We start from the raw sequence: 20767 nt of genomic DNA on the forward strand, positions 1-20767 counted from the left end.
TAAGTAGACTATAGGTAATGATTAAAACAGGATTATTTGGTATTGGATTAGATACCTACTGGGGGCAGTTTGAAGGTTTGCAAGAGCGATTGATCGGATATCAGAATATCATAAAGAAAAGAATTGAAGATTTTGACGTAGAAGTTATTGATGCTGGAATGGTTGATGATCCTTACAAAGCAAATGCAGCAGCTACTCTTTTTAATACAAATGATGTTGACTGTATTTTTCTGTTCATTTCTACCTACGCGCTTTCCCATAATGTGTTGCCCATAGCTCAAAAGACCAAGGTACCAATCATTGTGCTTAACCTTCAACCAGAAAAATCCATCGATTACAAAAAAATCAATGCTATGGGTGATAGGGGTAAAATGACGGGTGAATGGCTTGCCTATTGCCAAAGTTGCGTTGTCCCGGAGATCTCAAGCGTATTTAATAGGGCTCGTATTGACTTATACCTAGTTTCTGGTTATTTGGAGGAAGATTATGTTTGGAATGAAATCAAGGAATATGTTGATGCCTTTACGGTCCTCAAGATTATGGGTAACAATCGTGTGGGGGTTTTGGGCCATTACTACAATGGCATGTTGGACGTCTATAGTGATTTGACCCAACAGGCCGTTGTTTTTGGAAATCACTTTGAGATTTTGGAGTTTGGCACGTTGAAGAATATCAGAGAACAGGTCTCGAATGAAGAAATAATTCGAAAACTAGAGGAGTTCAATACATTGTTTGAAGTATCAAAGGATTGTGATGATTACGAATTGAAACGGGCGGCACAAACATCGGTAGCTTTGGATAAGCTAGTGGAGAAGTTTCAACTTGGCTCATTGGCATATTATTATGAAGGAGATGGAGACCCTGGTTATGAAGATATTGTCACTTCCCTGATTCCTGGTTTTACTGCCCTTACAGGAAAAAATATACCTGTTGCCGGAGAGTTGGAAATCAAGAATGTTCAGGCCATGAAAATTATGGATATTCTAGGAGCAGGTGGCTCTTTTTCAGAGTTTTATGCGATGGATTTTGAAGATGATGTCATTCTTCTTGGGCACGACGGGCCTGCGCATTTTACGATAGCCGATGGCCGGGTGGGTTTGGTCCCTTTACCTGTTTATCACGGAAAGCCAGGAAAAGGATTGTCCATTCAGATGAAAGTTGCTAGCGGTCCCGTAACACTGCTGTCTGTATGCCAAAACAGCATAGGAGAAATCTATTTACTGACCGCCGAAGGTGAATCCGTTGATGGTCCAACACTGCATATCGGAAATACAAATTCTCGATACAGGTTTCCAATTTCCATAAGGGATTTTATAAATCAATGGTCAATGGCCGGGCCATCACATCATTGTGCAATAGGCGTAGGGCATAAATCTTCAACCATTAGCAAAATTGCGGATTTGTTAAGCGTCAGACATGTCACCATTTGTTAAGGATACAGGAACCTATCGCTTCATACATATCATTTCATGATAAATTCAGTATTAGGAATAGTTTTTCATGCCATCGGAGGTTTTGCTGCGGGCTCTTTCTACCTTCCTATTAAAAAAATTAAAAGGTGGTCCTGGGAAAGTGGCTGGCTGGTCAATGGCTTTTTTGCTTGGTTGATCGTTCCATGGGTGGTTTCGCTCATTACAGTGCCACAAACTATTGCCATTCTATCCGAAACAGAGTCCTCAACTATCCTTTGGACGTATTTTTTTGGGGTGCTTTGGGGAATCGGGGGATTAACCTTTGGAATGGCCATGCGCTATTTGGGAATGTCTCTGGGGATGGCATTGGCTTTAGGACTTACTGCGGCTTTTGGAACCTTAATACCTCCCATTTACGAAGGAAAATTCAATTCGCTGTTGCAAACCACTTCAGGCCAGGTGGTGTTAGTAGGAATTGGAATCTGTCTTATCGGAATCGTTATTTGTGGAAGGGCTGGGATTCTTAAGGACAGAGAACTTTCTGATGAAGAAAAACAAAAAGGTGTTAAAGAATTCAATCTCAAAAAAGGAGTTATCGTTGCCATTTTTGCGGGTATTATGAGTGCTTGCTTTGCTTTTGGGATTGCCGCGGGAAGCCACATTTCTGAATTAGCAGTCCATAACAATGCTCCAGTATTATGGCAAAACGGCCCTGTTTTTGTTGTCATCCTTGCAGGAGGTTTTACTTCCAATTTGATTTGGTGCGGCTATTTGAATATTAAAAAGAAGAGCTATAAAGATTATAGTGACAAGACAACACCATTAAAAATAAATTATCTCTTTGCAGCTATTGCTGGTACCACATGGTATTGCCAGTTTATGTTTTACGGAATGGGCTCTACACAAATGGGTGAACATGACTTTGCCAGTTGGACACTGCATATGGCCTTTATTATCATTTTTAGTACAATGTGGGGCTTAATCACCAAAGAGTGGAAGGGTGTAAGCAAAAAAGCCATTCTGATATTGAGCGTTGGCCTAGCTATATTGATTGCTTCCACAATCATCATAGGTATTGGGAACCAGTTGACCTAGCCTTTATTTTTTGGCTTCTACCGACCAGGTGTGCTGCCACTTCATAGGTTTAATTGAGCCATCCTCGTAAAATTCCAAAGGTTTACTCCAATATTGGTAATCATGCCCCTTGATATTATCTGAAGCCGAACCCCATAGATCACCCATCCATATAAATTCTTCACCTTTATCCGTATTCAATTTCATAACGTAGGTCTGTTGTGCGGGAATAATAGGTCGTGGCCTTATTTTTTTACCGATTATAAAGACCTCAAAATCATCCCGTTTAGTTTTATGGTTGTCTTTTTGGATGATTTCCACCTCATTAACATATATTTCATCAAAGGCATAATCGATAGTGGATGGTTGAATTTTAAGGTGATTGGCTTCTGTGGTTTCCAATGTTAATGTCAGCTCGCTCTTTAAAGCACTTTTCTGAATGTTTTGCGAAGTGATTTTCACTTCGGACCATTCGCCATTTGCTTTTTTGAAAACCTTGAAAGAAGGAATCTCTATTTTAGGATGCACCCGTGGATTGCTCACATCGCCACAATTCTCCGGGCGATTTCCAGTGAACAAGTGAATATTCAACGCATTTACTTTTACATTTTTTTCAAGCCTAATTTCCACAGCATCAAAAGCATCCTCATGCTTAGATAAGGTTTCGTATAGCGTACCGGTGTAAATTCCATCATTCAAAATACCTGAAAATTTACCAGGATAGCGATTTATGTTTCCTTTAAGTTTGTATCCCGTCATAGGGTTTTCTGAGATATACACCCGTGCCCCGGAACCATAATTGCAAAAGCAACAAGTATAGTCCGTAAGTAAATAATATTTACCATTCCTCTTAAACATTGCACCAGCTTCCATGTGCTTGGCTATGAAACCGCCATTCTCTTTAGTTGAAGACAGATAATCATCGGAAAGCTTTTCTACTGAAACTTGGTGGTCTTTAATAGTGTTGTAACTGACATAGGCAGAGCCATCATCATCCACAAAGAGCCCCAGGTCACCCAAGCCAATATCAGAATGCGCCATGGAAGTGTTATCATTGACAATAGTAAATGGCCCCTCGGGGTTTTTACTAATGGCCACTCCGAACTGACCATCCCATAATTTGGGGTACCAATTGTACCATAGCACATAGTTCTTGGTTGTTTTATTATAGATCACATGAGGACGATAGTGAACTCCAATAGGCTGATTTTTCAATAAGGGGCCATGACTTTTCCAGTTCTTTAAATCGGAAGAACTGTAAGATACATACTGGTTTTTGGTGGTAAATCCATTTGTGTTGCCGTAAGCGGTACCATACCAATAGTAGCGGTCACCAAATTGAATGATTCTACCGTCATGCGCATCAACAATTTGGCCTTTTTCATCCAATCTGGGCATAGTGTTGTCCACAGTAATTTTTTGGGCAATTAATAGCAAAGGACAGAAACATAGAAATGCCGAGAAGACATTTCTTAACAAAACTTTCATAGTGCAGGAGTTTAGACTTTAAAATTCCTACTTTATTCTTTGAAAAGTATCCTGTAGCATACGGTGCACAATTATACAGGAGAGTACATGATGCAACTTCGTTTACGCTTCACTACTTTTAGGCGTATAACATTCTCAATCAAAGTCCATAATGACCATTCGTTGCTGTAAGATTTTTTTAAAAACGACACTGTTTTTATGTTTTTTAATCTCCTGTGGTGAAGAAAAAATGCCCGAGAACCCAAACATCATCATGATTGTCGCGGATGATTTGGGGTGGTATGACTTGGGCTGTTACGGTAATGACTTTATAGAAACTCCCAATCTGGACAAATTGGCTTCCGAAGGTATCCGATTTACCGACGCCTATGCTGCAGCACCACTTTGTAGCCCTTCAAGGGCAAGCTTGATAACAGGATTACATCCTATCACAGTTAATATTACGGAGCACATCCATGGCAACCATCCCGCAGGACCCAATCAAAAACTCCAGACGCCGCCCATTGCACAACAACTTAATTTGGAGTTCGAGACTATTGCTGAAGCACTGAAGGAAAAAAAATATCATACGGCCTTTATAGGTAAATGGCACCTTGGTGGTGGAAAATTCAAGCCCGATAATCGTGGATTTGATTTGAACATTGCCGGTGCATGGAACGGTCTTCCGCAAAGTTTTTTCTATCCTTTCTTTGCCAAAGGCGAAAAACCAGAAATCCAAGATTCTTCGAAAGAAGGGGATTATCTTACTGATGTGTTGACAAACCAGGCTATAGATTATATCACCAAAAAAAAGGATTCAACTTTTTTCATGAGCCTCAATTACTATTCGCCTCATGTACCCATTGAAGCCAAGGACAGTTTGGTGGAAAAATATCGAAAAAAAAGAGGTGTCGCTGATGAATCGCTATTGCCCAATATTCACTATGCGGCCATGGTGGAAAGTATTGATATCAATGTAGGTCGAATTTTAAAGAAGCTAGATGAACTGGAGATTAAAGAGAATACAATAGTCATCTTCACATCAGACAATGGCGGGCTTTCGGTAAGGGAAGTGCCTGCCTTTGCCAAGCACACACCGCCTACGGACAACGGAATGTTGCGTGAGGGAAAAGGCTACGTCTATGAAGGCGGTATTCGCGAACCTTTATTGGTACGTTGGCCCTTAGTAATCAATGAGGCTAAATTGGATTCAACACCTGTGGTGGGCCAGGATTTCTTCAATACCCTTATGGAAGTTGCCAGTATTGGGAAAAGAACTTCCGACGGGGTTAGCCTTGTTCCTTTGTTTAATGGCGATACCCTGCAAAACCGGGGTTTACTGTGGCATTTACCCCATTATAGTCCGCAAGGAGGTAAACCGTCCACCGCCTATCGCGAAGGTGATTGGAAGTTAATCCATCATTATGAAGATAAGCGTTATGAACTTTTTAATTTACGAAAAGACCTTTCTGAGAGTTATGATCTTACCAAGGAGTATCCTGAAAAAATTGAGGAGTTGAAGAAAAAAATGGATGCAATGTTACTGGAAATGAACGCTAAATTGCCTGAACCAAATCCGAATTATCAAGGTGACGGGAATTCTAGATCGAACTAATGAGAAAGCTAATTTTGTTGTTTTTCTGCCTATTGGTAGGGCAGGCGCATCAAGCCCAGAAAGAGACATATTCATCTATTTTCAACATTCGTTATTATCCGGATTCCATTAATAAATCTGATAGTTATGCAGCCGAAAAATGTGTCTTGGATATTTACCATCCAAATAATAAAAAGAATTTCGCTACAATAGTCTGGTTTCATGGAGGGGGATTGGAAAGTGGTGATAAGTTTATTCCAGAACGACTTAAGGGACAAGGAATCGCCATAGTCGCTGTCAATTACAGATTATATCCCAAAGTCAAGAACCCAAAACATATAGAAGACGCAGCAGCGGCCATAGCGTGGGTCTTTAAAAATATTGGGGACTATGGGGGTGCTCCAAACAAAATTTTTGTTTCGGGCCATTCAGCAGGGGGCTATTTGGCCAGTATGATTGGCTTGGACAAAAAGTGGTTGTCAAGGCATAATATGGATGCCAATAACCTGGCTGGGATAGTTTCACTAAGTGGTCACACCGTAACACATTTTACCATCAGAAAAGAAAACGGAATTCCTGCGACGCAACCCATAATCGATGAGTTTGCCCCATTATACCATGTTAGAAAAGATTCTCCCCCAATTTTGCTCATTACGGGCGACAGGGAGCTTGAATTATTAGGTCGCTATGAAGAGAATGCTTATTTCATGCGAATGATGAAAGTAGTGGGGCACCCAAAAATCAAATTGTTGGAATTGGATGGGTATGGTCATCAAATGACCGAACCTGCTTTCCCATTCCTATTGCAATTTATGAAAACCAATGCAGATTCAACAACGACAAAACAAAGAATGTTAAAACTTGCTTGGTCAGATGAGTTTAATGGTCCTGCCTTGGATACGCTTAACTGGAACATAAGGGAAGCCAAGCCTGGTTGGGTAAACAATGAGCTGCAGACCTATGTAAAAACGGGGACCATTGCAGTAGAAGACGGAAAACTTATCATCACGGCACGGAAGGTTGGGGACACCTATCTTTCTGGAAGGATAAACTCTCAGGGAAAACGGGAATTTCAATATGGTCGGATGGAGTTTCGTGCCAAATTACCTTCGGGCAATGGTACATGGCCCGCCCTTTGGATGTTGGGAAGTAATATCGGGGATGTAGGTTGGCCTACCTGTGGGGAATTGGATATCATGGAGCACATTGGAAGACTGCAAAATAAAGTACACAGTACTGTTCATAATAAAATGGCACATGGGTCGCACAACCATACCGGAAGTCTAGAGGTAGACACTGCCACTGAGGCATTTCATGTCTATGCGATGGAGTGGAACAATGAAAAGATTGATTTTTTTGTGGATGACACCCTCTACTACACCTATCAACCGCAAGAAAAGACCAAAGAAAACTGGCCATATAATCAACCATTTTTCTTCATTATCAATTTTGCCATTGGGGGGAATTGGCCTGGTTTTGACATTGACGATAAGGTGTTACCACAAAAGTTGGAAGTAGATTATGTAAGGGTCTATCAGTAGACAACACTCTTTTAAAGATATAGAATTTTAAGGGATTCAAGTGGACGTTATTAGGTTTTGCTAAATAGCTCCCGCAACTGTACTTAGAAGATATTGGGTTAATCTTTGCCAATTGATTTTACCGTCCTAAACCCCAAGTGCTCTTGAGCTGAATCCGACGTATTGGCCATTCTCGCAGATACCCGATAACTGGCACAATAATTTTCATTACAGAGAAACGACCCGCCTTTGATTACTTTCTCTTCAGCATATGAGTTATATGCATTGTACGCCTTATTGGCTCCTTTCGGATTGATGATTTTACCTTCTGTTGCTGCAATTTTTTTATAATAGGAAGTATTGTACCAATCTTGGGTCCATTCCCATACATTTCCCACCATGTCATACAATCCGTAGTTGTTGGCGGGGTAGGAAGCAACCGGTGCTTTGTTTAAATATCCGTCTTTGGCATCATTTTCTGACGGAAAAGTACCTGTCCAAGTATTTGCCAGTCGGGATAAATCCTTTTTTTCATTGCCCCATGGAAATCTGGAGTCCTTGGTTCCCCCTCTTGCTGCATATTCCCATTCTGCTTCCGTTGGAAGTCTGGTACCGGACCATTTGCAGTAAGCCACCGCATCCTCATAGGCAATGTGGACCACAGGATGACTCTCTTTGCCCGTTAAATCACTGCCAGGGCCTAAGGGATGTTTCCAATTGGCCCCTATTTTCCATTGCCACCACTGTGTGTAGTCACTGAGGTTTTGTACGGCCTGTTGTGGCTTCCCAAAAATCAAGGAACCTGGCTGAAGAATTGAATCTGGTGGTTTTGGGGTGTCAGCAGGTAATTGGTCTTTCATATTCTCCCAATCAATTTCCCTTTCGGCAACTGTGACATAGCCGGTCTCCTGAACGAATTTTCCAAACTGTGCATTCGTCACTTCCGTACTATCCATAAAAAAACCATCAATCCAAACCGTGTGATTGGGTTTTTCATGTGACATGGCCAAGGAGTCGAAAGCTACTGCACCCATGGTAAAGGAACCTCCAGGAATCCAAACCATTCCTTCTGGAGTTTTATTATCTTTTGGTTTTTCTATCAAGACATCGAAATCATTTTCCACGGATTGGGAAATATCTGGATTTCGCTCGCTTTTTTTATTTTTTTCAATACATTGGGTCAAAGTCAAGCTAAGCCATAACCAAAAGAAAAATGTTGGAACCTTTCTCCAAAGAAATGTTTTAGCCTGATTAAAAGAGTTTCTCCGTGAGCGCATTACTCTTTTTTGCCTTTAAGATATTCAAAATGACTGTTATCTTTTCCAGTTGTAACAATCAATGATTTTGGCAAGGGTCCCAATTGCCGATATTCTTGTTCCATTTTGGAAAAAAGCTCCAACGCTAAAGATTTGTTTTCTTGATAGAGGTTTTTCATTTCGCCAGGGTCTTTGCTTAAATCAAATAATAACGTATCATGTGCGGCAACAGGTTTTTGCCATGGACTGCCCTTTGTCCCTTTGTACGGTTTTTTGATTTTCCACTTGCCCTCACGGAAGGCTTGAAGTCTGCTTCCATCAAAAAAAAGAAAAGTGTTGCCCATACGTTTCCCACTTTGAAGCAGAACGGCTGAAATATCCGAACCATCAATTTCCCTATCATTCGGAATGGGGATGTCCAAAAGATGGGCAAAGGTGGGAAACCAATCCATTTGAGTGGCCAATCCGTCATATACTATTCCTGGCTTGACCCTTTTCTTCCACATTGCTACCGTTGGAACACGCATTCCTCCATCAAAGGTAAACTGTTTTCCCTCCCTTAAAATCCCAGCGCTTCCTCCGTACTCCTCCATCACCAACCAAGGGCCGTTATCACTTGTAAAAACAACTATGGTATTATCGAGAAGTCTTAGTGACTCTAGTCTGTTCAAAATTTGTCCCACGCTCCAATCCAGTTCCTCAATAACATCCCCATACAACCCTCTTTGCGATGTATTCTTAAAATCCTCAGATGCGTGAATGGGAACATGGGGCATATTATGGGCCACATATAAGAAGAAAGGATTATCCTTGTTCTTCTCTATAAAACTCAAGGCTTCTTCGGTATAGGTCTTCGTCATTTGGCTTTGGTCTACATGGTAATCCACAACCTCGTTATTACGCATATAAACCACACTGGACATGTCATTGCTATAGGGAATCCCAAAGTAATGGTCGAACCCTTGCTGTAAGGGTAAAAACTTCTCACGATGGCCCAGGTGCCATTTACCGATGATCCCGGTCTGATATTTTTTTTCTTTCACTAGTTCGGCCAGTGTAATCTCGCTTTGGGCCATACCTGTAAAACTATCAGGAAAGAATACGTTGTTGATGCCCATTCGTTGGGGATATCGTCCGGCCAATAATGCCGCTCTTGAAGGGCTGCAAACTGAAGAGGCGGAATAAAAATCGGTAAACTTTATTCCTTCTTGGGCCAAGCGATCAATATTGGGGGTTTTAATGTCAGTGGCCCCAAAACAACCCAAATCGCCATAGCCCAAGTCATCCGCAAAAATAAAAACGATATTGGGGGTTGAATCTTTATGTTGCGCCCATGCCTGAAAGAATAGCAAAAGACACAGTAGTGTTACCATCAATTTGGGAATGTCACTCTGCAGAACGTATTTCACTTCGCTTGGATATGCCATTTTCATTGAAAGCTTCAATTTGAAAGTAATATTTCTGTTCTGTGTTCAATGCGCGCAACTCATAGTTGGGAAAATCGTATATCTGTGCTGAAAGATTTAATTTTTTGGGATGAATGCCCCAGTAAACCACATACCCCGTTGCACCTTTCACCTCGCCCCAAGTGAGGTTGACATTTCTCCTATCTTCTTGCCGGGCAACCTCAAAATTTTTCGGAGTTCGAGGTGCTTTTCCTTTTCCATTCCCAAAAACCCTTAATTCAGAAATAGCAAGATGCTTGTTGGAACAATATACGTGTTCATATCTAATATAGCGTGCCGTTGCAGGACTATCCAGTTCTATGTAGCCATGGGGCATATCACGCTGGTTCTTGGAATAATCCGAAATGGTTTTCCAGCTTTTTCCATCAAGGGAGGATGTAATCCTGAACTGTTGTCTTAAGTTGTCCGGTCGACCAAAAATAGTACTCTTATAATCCTGAAAATTGATTTGAACCGCCCTCACATCACAGGTATTTTCCAGGTCGATTTCTACATAAATGGAATCGTTGTTCGCCTTGGAAACCCAATAGGAACGAATTTCCTCATCATTGATTCGACCGATTCCGAAACCTGTAATCTGTTCCTGCATATAGCCTTGATCACTTTCGTCGACCACATTTGGAGAACCTTCAACTAAAGGCGAATTGGTTTTAACGGGTTTATCATAGGAAAGCAACATCCATCCGGTAAAACGGTTTTTATGGTTTTCCACCTTGGTTTCCGGCAAATAATGGGGATAATCACCATAAGCAGTGTTTACATACATTTGACCGTCTTCCGGTTCAAAACCTGCCGGGTACATGCCCAACCTACGTTCAAACTTGTAATTAACCGAAATGGCCATGGTGGCAAAATGCCAGTAGTTGCCATTGTTATCTTTTACCGTACTTCCGTGACCAGAGCCTTTCAGGAAACCTCCCGGTTTGTAGGAAATAGGATTGTACGGTGCATATTCAAAGGGCCCAAGCGGATTTTTACTCGTGTAAACCCCATCTGCATACACGTTCCATTGTGTTCCTGGGGCACCATATTCCAAATAGTAAGTATCGTTGTGTTTCATCATCCACGGACCTTCGATAAAGGGTTTCAAATCAGAGTGATGGTCTTGCCCAAAGCGTTCCCAACCATGTTTTTCCGGTTGAAGGTTAAAAAGATCGGTCTGCTCCCCTTTGGGGATGTAATAGTTGTTGGCATCCAATTCCACACCTCTGATGGGCCACTTATTGGAAGATTCTTCAAACAGGTACACCTTGCCGTCATCATCCACAAAAAGATTGGGGTCTTGTACCCCTCCACGAACATTGATTACCGCAAAATTGGTTTTCCAATTTCCTATTTCAGGATTTTTTGTTTCGATGACAGCACCACGGCCTGAAGGATCTCCCATAAGTATGATTTTATCATCCTTTACGGCAGCTGCTGGTGCATTGCAGCCATTAAAGTACCAACTTTGGGGCCTTACAAAAGTCCAATTGCTCATATCATTTGAGCTCCAATAGCCATGTGAACGTGTAACGAACATATAGTATTTACCCTTAAAATTTATCACCGCTGGATCGGCTCCTGAGCGATAGGAAACATTGTTCTTGGCCCGATAATGGGACATGTACGAGTAGTCAATGTCTATGGGATTGCAATAGGTGCGGTACTTTTTAGTAGAATCCCTGGTTTGGGAATACAAGCTAAAAGCAGTTAGGAACAAAATGCATAGCGTGATTGAAATCGCCAAAGAAACTTTTGCCAAAGTAAGGATTTTACTGGGTTAGGTTAACCTCAAGATAGAAAATATGGATTACCCATAAAACAATAGAATTACATATTAAATACATCAGAATAAAAGAGTTGAAACCAAAAGGGCCGAAACGAACTTTTTTTAGAGTTTTTGTTACTAGGGCCAAATCTGATGTAGTAATGATGTAGAAAAACCTTCTCTGTAGCTACTACTGAACTATCTTTTGAGTTTTTCAATACCTAGTTTTGTATATTGATTTTAGGTTAACCTATGGTTTTTAAAACTTAAGCATTGCCCGCATTGATGACCAAGTCTACAAAAGCAATAATATTTTTTGTACTGTTCCAGGTAATGGCTTCAGCGCAGAATCTGTTGCCTCCGGTCTACAACTATTCCCTATTGGACTATAAAGGGGCTGGTAAGAATTGGGACCTAACGACCAATGAGGGTGGGGAGTTGTTTGTTGCCAATAACAAAGGGATGCTCCATTTTGATGGGGAGGAATGGAATTTGTACAAGTTGCCGAACAACACAATAATTCGCTCCATTCTTTCACAGGAAGAGCGGATATATACGGGTTCTTATGAAGAGTTTGGGTATTGGCAAAAAAATGATGCCGGTCTCTTTGATTATAATTCCTTGACCCAGCTATTGCAGGACCATACGTTTACAAGTGAGGAATTTTGGGAAATACTCCCTATTGGGCAGGCCATTGTTTTTCGTTCGTTCTCTTCCATTTATATCTACGAAAAGAACCAAATAAGAGTAATTGACCCTCCCCAAGTTGTTTCGGATTTTATTGAATTCCAAGGAAGAATCATTGTCGCAACAGGAAGTGAAGGTCTTTTTGAATTGAAGAATGATGTTTTGGAACCTCTGGGAAATCAGGAACTGTTAAACAACAAAACCTTGACCGACATGGTTGTGGTTGATGGCAAGCTGTTGATCGGGTCTAAATTGGAAGGCTGCTTCATTTTCGACGGGAATGAAATACAACCCTGGCAAAACGACCTCAATACTGAGCTTAAATCCCATCAGTTGAACAAACTACTGAACTTGACCAATGGGAAACTCGCCTTTGGCACCATCAAAAATGGTGTCTATCTATATGACTCCAATACCGGAGCTTCACAAATTCTAAACAAGAAAACAGGTCTTGGAAACAATACGGTACTCTCCATGCTTCAATACAAGGGTCAGCTTTGGTTAGGCCTTGATAATGGGATAGCCAGGGTAAAACTTAATAACTCCATTACATATTATACTGATCATTCAGGGGCTTTGGGAATGGTGTATGATATGGCGTTGTACGACGGAAAGATCTACTTGGGAAGTAACACGGGAGTATTCTATTTTGATTCTGATACATTGAAATTCGTTAACGGCTCCCAAGGTCATGTTTGGGATTTGGAAATCATAAATAACGATTTGATATGTGGTCATAATACAGGGACCTATAAAATTGAACAAAATGAGTTCAAACGCCTTTCCAGATTTGCCGGAGGATATGAAATAGTGAGAATACCCGAGCAAAGGGATAAATACATGCAAGGCCTATATACAGGACTTGCGACCTACCACAAAGAAGCCGATGGGCAATGGGAAGTAACCAAAGTGGCGGGAATTGGGTTTCCTATCAAGCAGTTGTGTTTTGAAAACCCGTTCGTGCTTTGGGTGGCGCACCCCTACAAAGGGTTTTATCGTGTTCACCTGAACGAGGATTATTCCAGAGTCTCAAAAATTGATGAGTTTAATGGTGAAAGCGTTCCAAGTAACTATAACGTAAAGATTTATAAGATCAAAAATCAAATCGTGTTCTGTAGTCAGGGCAATTGGTACAAATACGACGCTATTCTTGGAGAGATCGTTCCTTTTTCGGAGTTTGGACGGTATAACAATCAGGAGTTGTTGAGCTTTGAAGACCAACATTTTTGGTTTGTGGACGGGGATAAAAATAAACATGTCGTTCGAACCAATTTAAGAACCGACAGTTTGGTAATTGCTGATTTACCCCTGCGTAGACGTTTGGTGCCTGATGCCCAAAGAATGATCAAAACAAATGATACCGTTTCATTTATAACCCTTAGCGATGGTTTTGCCAAAGTAAATGTGGCCCAATTGCAAAGGCAGTTGGACAGCTTTAAGCTGCCAGTGCCTAAACTTACTTTTCTAAAGGACAAAGACGACTCCTACATTCCAGTTCATCAGAATTTACCGTCCTTGTCGTATAAGAAGTCGCGAATCATTACTGTTGGATTCGCTACGCCAAAATCGATTCAACCGCGATATTATTACAATTTATCAGGGGAGGAGAAACACGCTGGATTTGTTGAAGAAGGTGTTGTTGCATTTCAAAATCTTCCTCATGGTGATTATAGATTTGATGTTTCCACAGTGGGTATCGACAACAAATTATCTCAGCGGAGTACCATGGAATTCAAAATTGCTGCTCCCTGGTTTTTGTCAAACTGGAGCATTGCTCTTTATGTCCTTTTGGTAATCGCTTCCATTTTCTTGGTAAGAAGATATAACCGTATAAAGCTAAAAAGAAAGCAAACCGAACTTGAGGAACAGATGCAGAAGGAACAAGATCGCCGAATTGCTCAAATGGAAAGAGAGGAATTGGCAAAAAAGGTCAAACTAAAGCAAAATGAACTGGCCAGTACTGCACTGAACATTGCTCGGAAGAACGAAATGATTTTAGAGCTGAAAAATATGCTGGTTCTCAACAAGGACAAGTTTCCCAACTCTCAACGCTACCGCTCATTTATCAAAAAACTTAATAGTTCGGTAAAGGACACCGAGGACTGGAAAAGGTTCGAAATCAGTTTTAAGGAATTGCATGAAGACTTTTTCGAGCGACTTTTAGTGGAATACCCCGAGCTTACCCCTAAAGACCTGAAACTCTGTGCTTACCTTAAGATGAATCTTTCTACTAAAGAAATTGCGCCACTCATGGGAATCACGATAAGGGGAGTGGAAATTCACCGCTACAGACTACGAAAAAAATTAAGACTGGAAAGTACCAAGAACCTTTCTAATTTTCTTATCACCTTTTCGTAATGAGCAAATAGGTTCTTTCCGATGTGTTTTTCCTAGTTGTGTACTACATCATAATTACATCATTGTGTTAATTATTTATTAGAATTTTTTTTATCCTACTACTGCAAATGCCTTGTTTTCTAGCCATTTTGATTGCCTGAAGGAGTGATGTAGTTTTTATGTAGGTCACTACATCGATTTCGGAAAAGCTCTTTATTAAATTAGCAATTAACTAACACCTTTGCTAAACAATTATGAAAAAAAAGAGTTTATTTTTATCAATCTTTCTATTATTGATCAATGTAACCGTTTTCGCACAAGGTACAATTACAGTTTCCGGGGCGGTTTCGGAAGCGGGTGGAGCACCTTTACCGGGGGCAAGTATAGTAGTGCAAGGTACTTCAATTGGTACACAAACTGACTTTGACGGTAATTATGTATTGAACAATGTGCCAACTGATGGAACACTTGTTTTTAGCTACATTGGATATGTAAGACAAGAGGTAGCGGTTAACAACCAAACTTCAATCAGTGTTTCTCTTCAGGTGGACACTCAACTTTTGGATGAAGTTGTTGTTATTGGATACGGTACCCAACAAAAAGCGGACATCACGGGTTCCATTGAAGTGGTTACCGGTGATGAGGTCTCAAATCAACCCAATGCCAACCCGCTGAGTTCAGTTCAGGGTAGAGTGGCCGGTGTGAACATTACAAACTCCGGGCGACCGGGTGAAGCCCCTAACGTTCAAATTAGAGGTGTTGGTAGTGTCAGTAATGCAGAAATTCTTTATGTAGTTGATGGAGTGCTAACCAATGATATACAATATTTGAACCCTGCCGATATTGAAAGCATGAGTATCTTGAAAGATGCGTCCAGTTCGGCCATCTACGGTATTCGGGCGGCCAATGGGGTCATCGTAATCAAGACGAAAAAAGGAACACTCGGTGAGGCAAGAACATCCGTCACCTATGATGGTTTTATAGGTTTCCAAAAGACAACTAACATACCAGATTTGGTCAATACCGAGCAATACGTGCAGCTCTTCAATGAGAAACAAGCCTTTGAAGGTTCGGATGTCAGACTTGATGCCAATGATTTTGATGGCAACACAGATTGGTTCGACGAAATTTTACGGGACGCCCCTATTACTACTTCCCATAATATTTCTGTGAACGGTTCCACTGAAAAAACCAGATACTATTTGGGTCTAGGTTACTTTAACCAACAAGGACTTTTGGATGCCGGAAGCAACATCAACTCTGGAGATGACTTCAGAAGAATTACAGGAAGAATCGGTCTAGATATTGATTTGAGCGACTATTTTACCGTTGGAGGTTCAATTGCATACACAGATACCCGTAACAACCTTGCGAATGAGCCCTTTTATCAGGCCTATATAGCACCTCCTTTATTTAACGCTTTTAATTCTGATGGCTCTTACGGAAACCCTGAAGCTGTTGGAAACTTTGGAAATCCAAGGGCGACTTTGGACTTTTTTAGGGGGAAAGCCCAAGGCAATAGGGCGCTCTCCAATGTATATGCACAAATCAAGCCCATTGAGGATTTACAGGTGCGTATAAGCTTTTCGGGGGATTTCTCTTCGAGCAGAAACTTCAGGTACACTCCAGAGTTCTTTGTAAGTGATGCGCAACAAAGTCCCGTAAGCAATTTGGAAAGGAACCAATTTGAAAATGATAATTGGCTTTGGGAAAATACGGTCACGTGGAACAAAACCATTGGCAAACATGATCTCACATTGCTTGGTGGTTTCTCCCAAGAGGAACGTATTTCCTTTAGAATGCAGGGCAGGGCCAATGAAGTGGATTTTACAGGTGATGATGCCGTACTGTTTTTAGATTTAGGTAATGCCGATACCGAAACGGTGGATGACCAAGGCTCAAAAATTAGGTTTCAGTCCTTTTTCGGAAGACTTCAGTACAAATATGACAACAAATACTTATTAAATGCCACGGTCAGAAGAGATGGCTCTTCTAGTTTCCCCGCCGACAACAATACCGAAATTTTTCCTTCTGTGGGTATTGGTTGGGTAATCAGCAATGAATCTTTTATGGAAAATTCAGGTTTTAACAGCCTGAAATTAAAAGCCAACTGGGGACAGTTGGGTAATGCAAACGTTCCCAGAGGATTTGATGTTACCGCCTCCGCCCCCGGAGTCGCCTTTTTTGGTAATGAAGGAAATCAAGCCGCGGTCAGTAGATCTATCAGTGAATTTTCCGATCCCAGTATTTTCTGGGAAATTGTGGAGGAATATGGCTTTGGCTTGGAGTTTGCAATGTTCAACAACAGACTTAGCGGAGAAGTCAACTACTTCAATAGGGAGACTCAAGATGCCGTATTCCGTGTCGCTCAATTGGCATCTTCAGGAGCTACAAACAGTGAATTGCTTACCAATGCTGGAAGCTTCAGAAATACAGGGGTAGAGTTATCCCTTAATTGGTCAGAAACAGTTTCCGATGACTTTCAATATAGCATCTATGGAAATTTAACAACCATAAACAATGAGATCACCGAGATTCTAGGAGGGTCTTTCTTGAATACGGGTGGTGGATTGTTCGGAAATCCAATTATCAGATTGGAGGAAGGGGCCGAAGTAGGTTCATACTACGGTTTTATTACAGATGGTGTAGTACAGACAGAAGCTGAATCAACTGAGCTTGGTTTGCCTCAAGGTGCTTTTAAATTCCGTGATTTGAACGGTGATGGCTTGATTGGCGAGGACGACAAAGCTTTTTTGGGAAGTCCTGTACCAGATTTCACTTATGGCTTTGGTTTTGCGCTTAACTACAGAAACTTCGACTTCAACATGGATTTTCAGGGAGTGGCCGGTAATGAGATCTATAACTTTAACCGCAATGCCCGATTTGGTAACGAAAGCTGGGACTTGGATTTCTTTGAGAACCGTTGGACTCCAGGTAGCAATGTAAATGATTATCCAGCGCCAAACTCAGACCAGAACTCTTCACGACCCAGTGATTTTTACGTGGAAAAAGGTGACTATTTTAGAATACGGACCATTCAATTGGGCTATACGTTGCCGAATGCCATTTTTGGGGATAAACCGCTATGGGAAAGTTTACGAATCTATTTCAACGCACAGAATCCGCTGACCCTGTTCAGTTACAATGGCTTTTCTCCTGAAATAAATGGTGGTGCCGGTCTTACCAATTCAAACCGAAGCGCCAATAACTTTATTCCAGACAATAACAACCCTGAAAGGGTAGTTGTTGCCGCTGGTATTGATAACAATGTATATCCTTTGGCGGCTACCTATAATCTAGGTGTTAATATCAAGTTTTAACGATGAATTGCTTTCTATATCATATAAAAACAAAAAACATGAAAAGAGAATTGATTATAACCTTTTTGTTGATGGCAACAATAGGTTGCAACGATGACTTTTTGGAAATTCCTTTGGAAGACGCCGTGCCAGCCGAAGAATTTTTCGCGACTCAAGAACATGCCCTTGAGGCAACGAACCAAATGTATGCCTATCAGATAGAATGGTTTACCTCGGGTTTTCCATATACTGGAGTGCTACAGATACCGTCTGACGACTCAGATAAAGGCAGTAATCCCGGAGATGCGGCTTTCCTAAATGATTTCAACAACTTCACATTCAATTCTTCCGCTTTTCTCTTTGATAATTATTGGACGGGACAATTCCGGGGTATCAACTTTGCCAATCAAATATTGGTCAATGTACCAGGTATCAACATGGATGAGACTTTAAAAACAAGATTACTGGCGGAAGCTAGGTTCTTTAGAGGATATCATTACTTCAATTTGGTGAGAGCTTTTGGAGGTGTTCCCATATACGACACCTTGCCTGAAGATGGGGTCTATAATATCCCAAGGAACTCCGTGGATGAGGTTTATGACTTTTTGATTGCAGATTTGGTTGCAGCAGCAGAAGATTTGCCTGTTTCTTACTCTGGTGAAGACATTGGTAGGGCCACCCGTGGTGCTGCCAAGGGCTTTTTGGCAAAAGTATACATGTACAGAGGTGATTGGACACAAGTACTGTCATTGACTGAGGAGGTAAAAGGATTGGGATTTGACCTGTTTCCTGATTACTACCAATTGTTCCGACCAGAAAACGAGTTCAATGTGGAATCAATTTTTGAAGTGCAGTCTATCGCGGATGCGGGCTGTTTGGGAGATTCACAATATGGCCAACACCAAGGAGTTCGTGGACAATTCGGATGGGGATTCAATTCTCCATCGGAGGATTTGGTGAACGCCTATGAGCCAGGCGATTTGAGAATGGATGCCACCATCTTGTTCGTAGGAGAGACTACACCGGAAGGGGATTTGATAACAGCTGGTAATAATCCAGATAATCCTACGCGATACAATCAAAAAGTATACATCCCAGAAGCCCAGCACAGGAGAAACAATTGTAGGCAAAATGCCGATGCCAATTTGAAAATCTTACGTTTTGCCGATATTCTTTTAATGAATGCTGAGGCCAATAACGAATTGGGCAATGCCAGTGCTGCACTGGAAAGTCTCAACAGAATAAGAAATCGGGCTGGACTTGCCGATATCAGCGTCACAGATCAAAATGACCTGCGAACGGCCATTTGGAGGGAAAGACGTGTTGAATTGGCTTTGGAGGGGGATCGTTTCTTGGATTTGGTACGTCAAGGCCGAGCTGGAGAAGTTCTCAAGGCTCACGGAACACAGTTTACCGATGGGGTGCATGAGATTTTCCCTATACCTCAAAACCAAATCAACCTGAGCAATGGTGTTTTGGTACAGAATCCGGGTTATTAGTTAATATAAGTTTGAGTTAGTTTATTTCATGAGGTTACTGTTAAACCTAATGGTCATTGCATCTTTAGTAGCGGGATGCAATGGCCATAAAACTGTCGAAGAAAAACAAACTTCTTCCGAAAAGGGCACTAAAATTTCCCTTTCCGATGAGGAACTGATGGATATTGTTCAAAAAGAAACCTTCAACTATTTCTGGGAAGGGGCAGAACCTGTTTCCGGAATGGCCCGGGAGAGAATACATATGGACGGTATTTATCCCTCCGATGACCGAGACGTGGTGACCACGGGAGGTTCGGGCTTCGGTCTAATGGCCATTTTGGTTGGTATTGAACGTGGTTTTGTTTCCCGTGAGGATGCCCTAAAACGTTTCGAGAAAGTAGTGGACTATCTGGCAAGGGCCGATCGTTTTCATGGCGCTTGGCCACATTGGCTTTATGGCCCCACTGGGGAAACCAAACCCTTCAGCCCAAAGGATGATGGAGGAGATCTAGTAGAGACAGCGTTTCTTATTCAAGGCCTACTCACGGTAAAACAGTATTTCATGGAAGGTAACCAAAGGGAGAGGCAACTTGCTCAAAACATACAAAAGTTATATGAGGAAGTGGAATGGGATTGGTATACCCAAGGAGGAAACGGTTTGTTTTGGCATTGGTCGCCAAATTTCGGTTGGGAAATGAACTTTTTGGTCAGGGGTTATAATGAAGCCCTGGTCATGTACATTTTGGCAGCGGCTTCACCTACCCATCCAATTTCAAAAGAAGCCTATGACATAGGCTGGGCCAGAAATGGTGATATATCCAATGGGGTAAACTATTATGATCTGGATACGGAATTAGATCACTATTCAAGTGATACTTCTCCCGTAGGGCCACTTTTTTGGGCACATTATTCATATTTGGGATTGAACCCCAAAGGCCTTAAAGATCAATATGGGGATTATTGGAAGTTAAATACCAATCATGCTGCAATTCATTACAGGCATTGCATTGAAAACCCAAATGATTATGAAGGATATTCCGAAAAGTGCTGGGGCCTTACTTCAAGCTATTCCATGAAAGGTTATGCGGCACACCGGCCCGATAGGGATTTGGGGGTAATTTCACCTACAGCTGCCTTGTCATCGATGCCATATACTCCCAAGGAGAGCCTTGATTTTTTACGGTTTATGTATGAAGAACAGGACCGTCTGATTGGAAAATATGGCCCCTATGACGCTTTTAGCCTTGAACATAATTGGTATTTGCCACGATATCTTGCAATTGATCAGGGCCCGATACCTGTTATGATTGAAAACTACAGAAGCGGTATGCTCTGGAAATGGTTCATGAAAAATGAAGATGTGCAAAGGGGACTTGCCAAATTAGGCTTTACCCATGAGCAGTAAGAAGCGTTGGATAGATTTTCGT

General features: G+C 41.5%; 12 protein-coding genes. 8 read left to right on the plus strand and 4 right to left on the minus strand.

The genetic code is table 11. The features are described from left to right. Positions 1-17: 17 nt before the first annotated feature. Positions 18-1433 carry an L-fucose/L-arabinose isomerase family protein gene (locus EW142_RS00745; RefSeq protein WP_130608264.1) on the plus strand — a complete coding sequence of 472 codons (1416 nt, stop codon included), beginning with the start codon at positions 18-20 and terminating at the stop codon, positions 1431-1433. Positions 1434-1469: 36 nt separating this feature from the next. Further along, on the plus strand, positions 1470-2507 hold the full coding sequence (gene rhaT / locus EW142_RS00750; RefSeq protein ID WP_240740121.1) for an L-rhamnose/proton symporter RhaT: 1038 nt from the start codon (positions 1470-1472) through the stop codon (positions 2505-2507). A gap of 3 nt (positions 2508-2510) precedes the next feature. Here the strand turns inward: rhaT and EW142_RS00755 are convergent, their stop codons facing one another. After that, entirely contained in the window at positions 2511-3974 is a 1464-nt protein-coding gene (locus EW142_RS00755; protein ID WP_130608267.1) for a family 43 glycosylhydrolase, read from the minus strand. 229 nt (positions 3975-4203) lie between these two features. Here EW142_RS00755 and EW142_RS00760 point away from each other — a divergent pair, with 229 nt between their 5' ends. Together EW142_RS00760 and EW142_RS16940 are read left to right on the plus strand one after the other, a co-directional pair. Further along, a complete protein-coding gene (locus EW142_RS00760) occupies positions 4204-5568 on the plus strand; it encodes a sulfatase (RefSeq protein ID WP_165395193.1) in 1365 nt (454 codons plus the stop codon). Next, positions 5568-7088, plus strand: a complete 1521-nt coding sequence (locus EW142_RS16940) for a family 16 glycosylhydrolase (protein WP_165395194.1) — start codon at positions 5568-5570, stop codon at positions 7086-7088. Before EW142_RS00760 ends, EW142_RS16940 begins: the two co-directional genes overlap by 1 nt. 98 nt (positions 7089-7186) lie before the next feature. On the opposite strand, the gene EW142_RS00770 is transcribed toward EW142_RS16940, so the two are convergent. From EW142_RS00770 to EW142_RS00780, 3 genes are read right to left on the minus strand one after another with little or no spacing between them, the layout of a single operon-like run. After that, a complete protein-coding gene (locus tag EW142_RS00770) occupies positions 7187-8344 on the minus strand; it encodes a formylglycine-generating enzyme family protein (RefSeq protein ID WP_130608273.1) in 1158 nt (385 codons plus the stop codon). Beyond that, on the minus strand, positions 8344-9756 hold the full coding sequence (locus EW142_RS00775) for a sulfatase-like hydrolase/transferase (RefSeq protein ID WP_130608276.1): 1413 nt from the start codon (positions 9754-9756) through the stop codon (positions 8344-8346). The genes EW142_RS00770 and EW142_RS00775 overlap by 1 nt, the downstream gene beginning before the upstream one ends. Further along, entirely contained in the window at positions 9710-11533 is a 1824-nt protein-coding gene (locus EW142_RS00780; protein ID WP_240740122.1) for a family 43 glycosylhydrolase, read from the minus strand. Before EW142_RS00780 ends, EW142_RS00775 begins: the two co-directional genes overlap by 47 nt. Before the next feature lie 291 nt (positions 11534-11824). On the opposite strand from EW142_RS00780, the gene EW142_RS00785 reads away from it, so the two are divergent. From EW142_RS00785 to EW142_RS00800, 4 genes are all read left to right on the plus strand, one after another. After that, positions 11825-14584, plus strand: a complete 2760-nt coding sequence (locus EW142_RS00785; RefSeq protein ID WP_240740123.1) for a helix-turn-helix and ligand-binding sensor domain-containing protein — start codon at positions 11825-11827, stop codon at positions 14582-14584. A gap of 233 nt (positions 14585-14817) precedes the next feature. Next, entirely contained in the window at positions 14818-17883 is a 3066-nt protein-coding gene (locus tag EW142_RS00790; RefSeq protein WP_130608278.1) for a SusC/RagA family TonB-linked outer membrane protein, read from the plus strand. Positions 17884-17921: 38 nt separating this feature from the next. Next, a complete protein-coding gene (locus EW142_RS00795; protein ID WP_205783204.1) occupies positions 17922-19361 on the plus strand; it encodes a RagB/SusD family nutrient uptake outer membrane protein in 1440 nt (479 codons plus the stop codon). 28 nt (positions 19362-19389) lie between these two features. Next, a complete protein-coding gene (locus EW142_RS00800) occupies positions 19390-20745 on the plus strand; it encodes a glucoamylase family protein (protein WP_130608281.1) in 1356 nt (451 codons plus the stop codon). Positions 20746-20767: the final 22 nt, after the last annotated feature.

The sequence above is a fragment of the Flagellimonas allohymeniacidonis genome (assembly GCF_004296335.1).
Taxonomy (GTDB): domain Bacteria; phylum Bacteroidota; class Bacteroidia; order Flavobacteriales; family Flavobacteriaceae; genus Flagellimonas; species Flagellimonas allohymeniacidonis.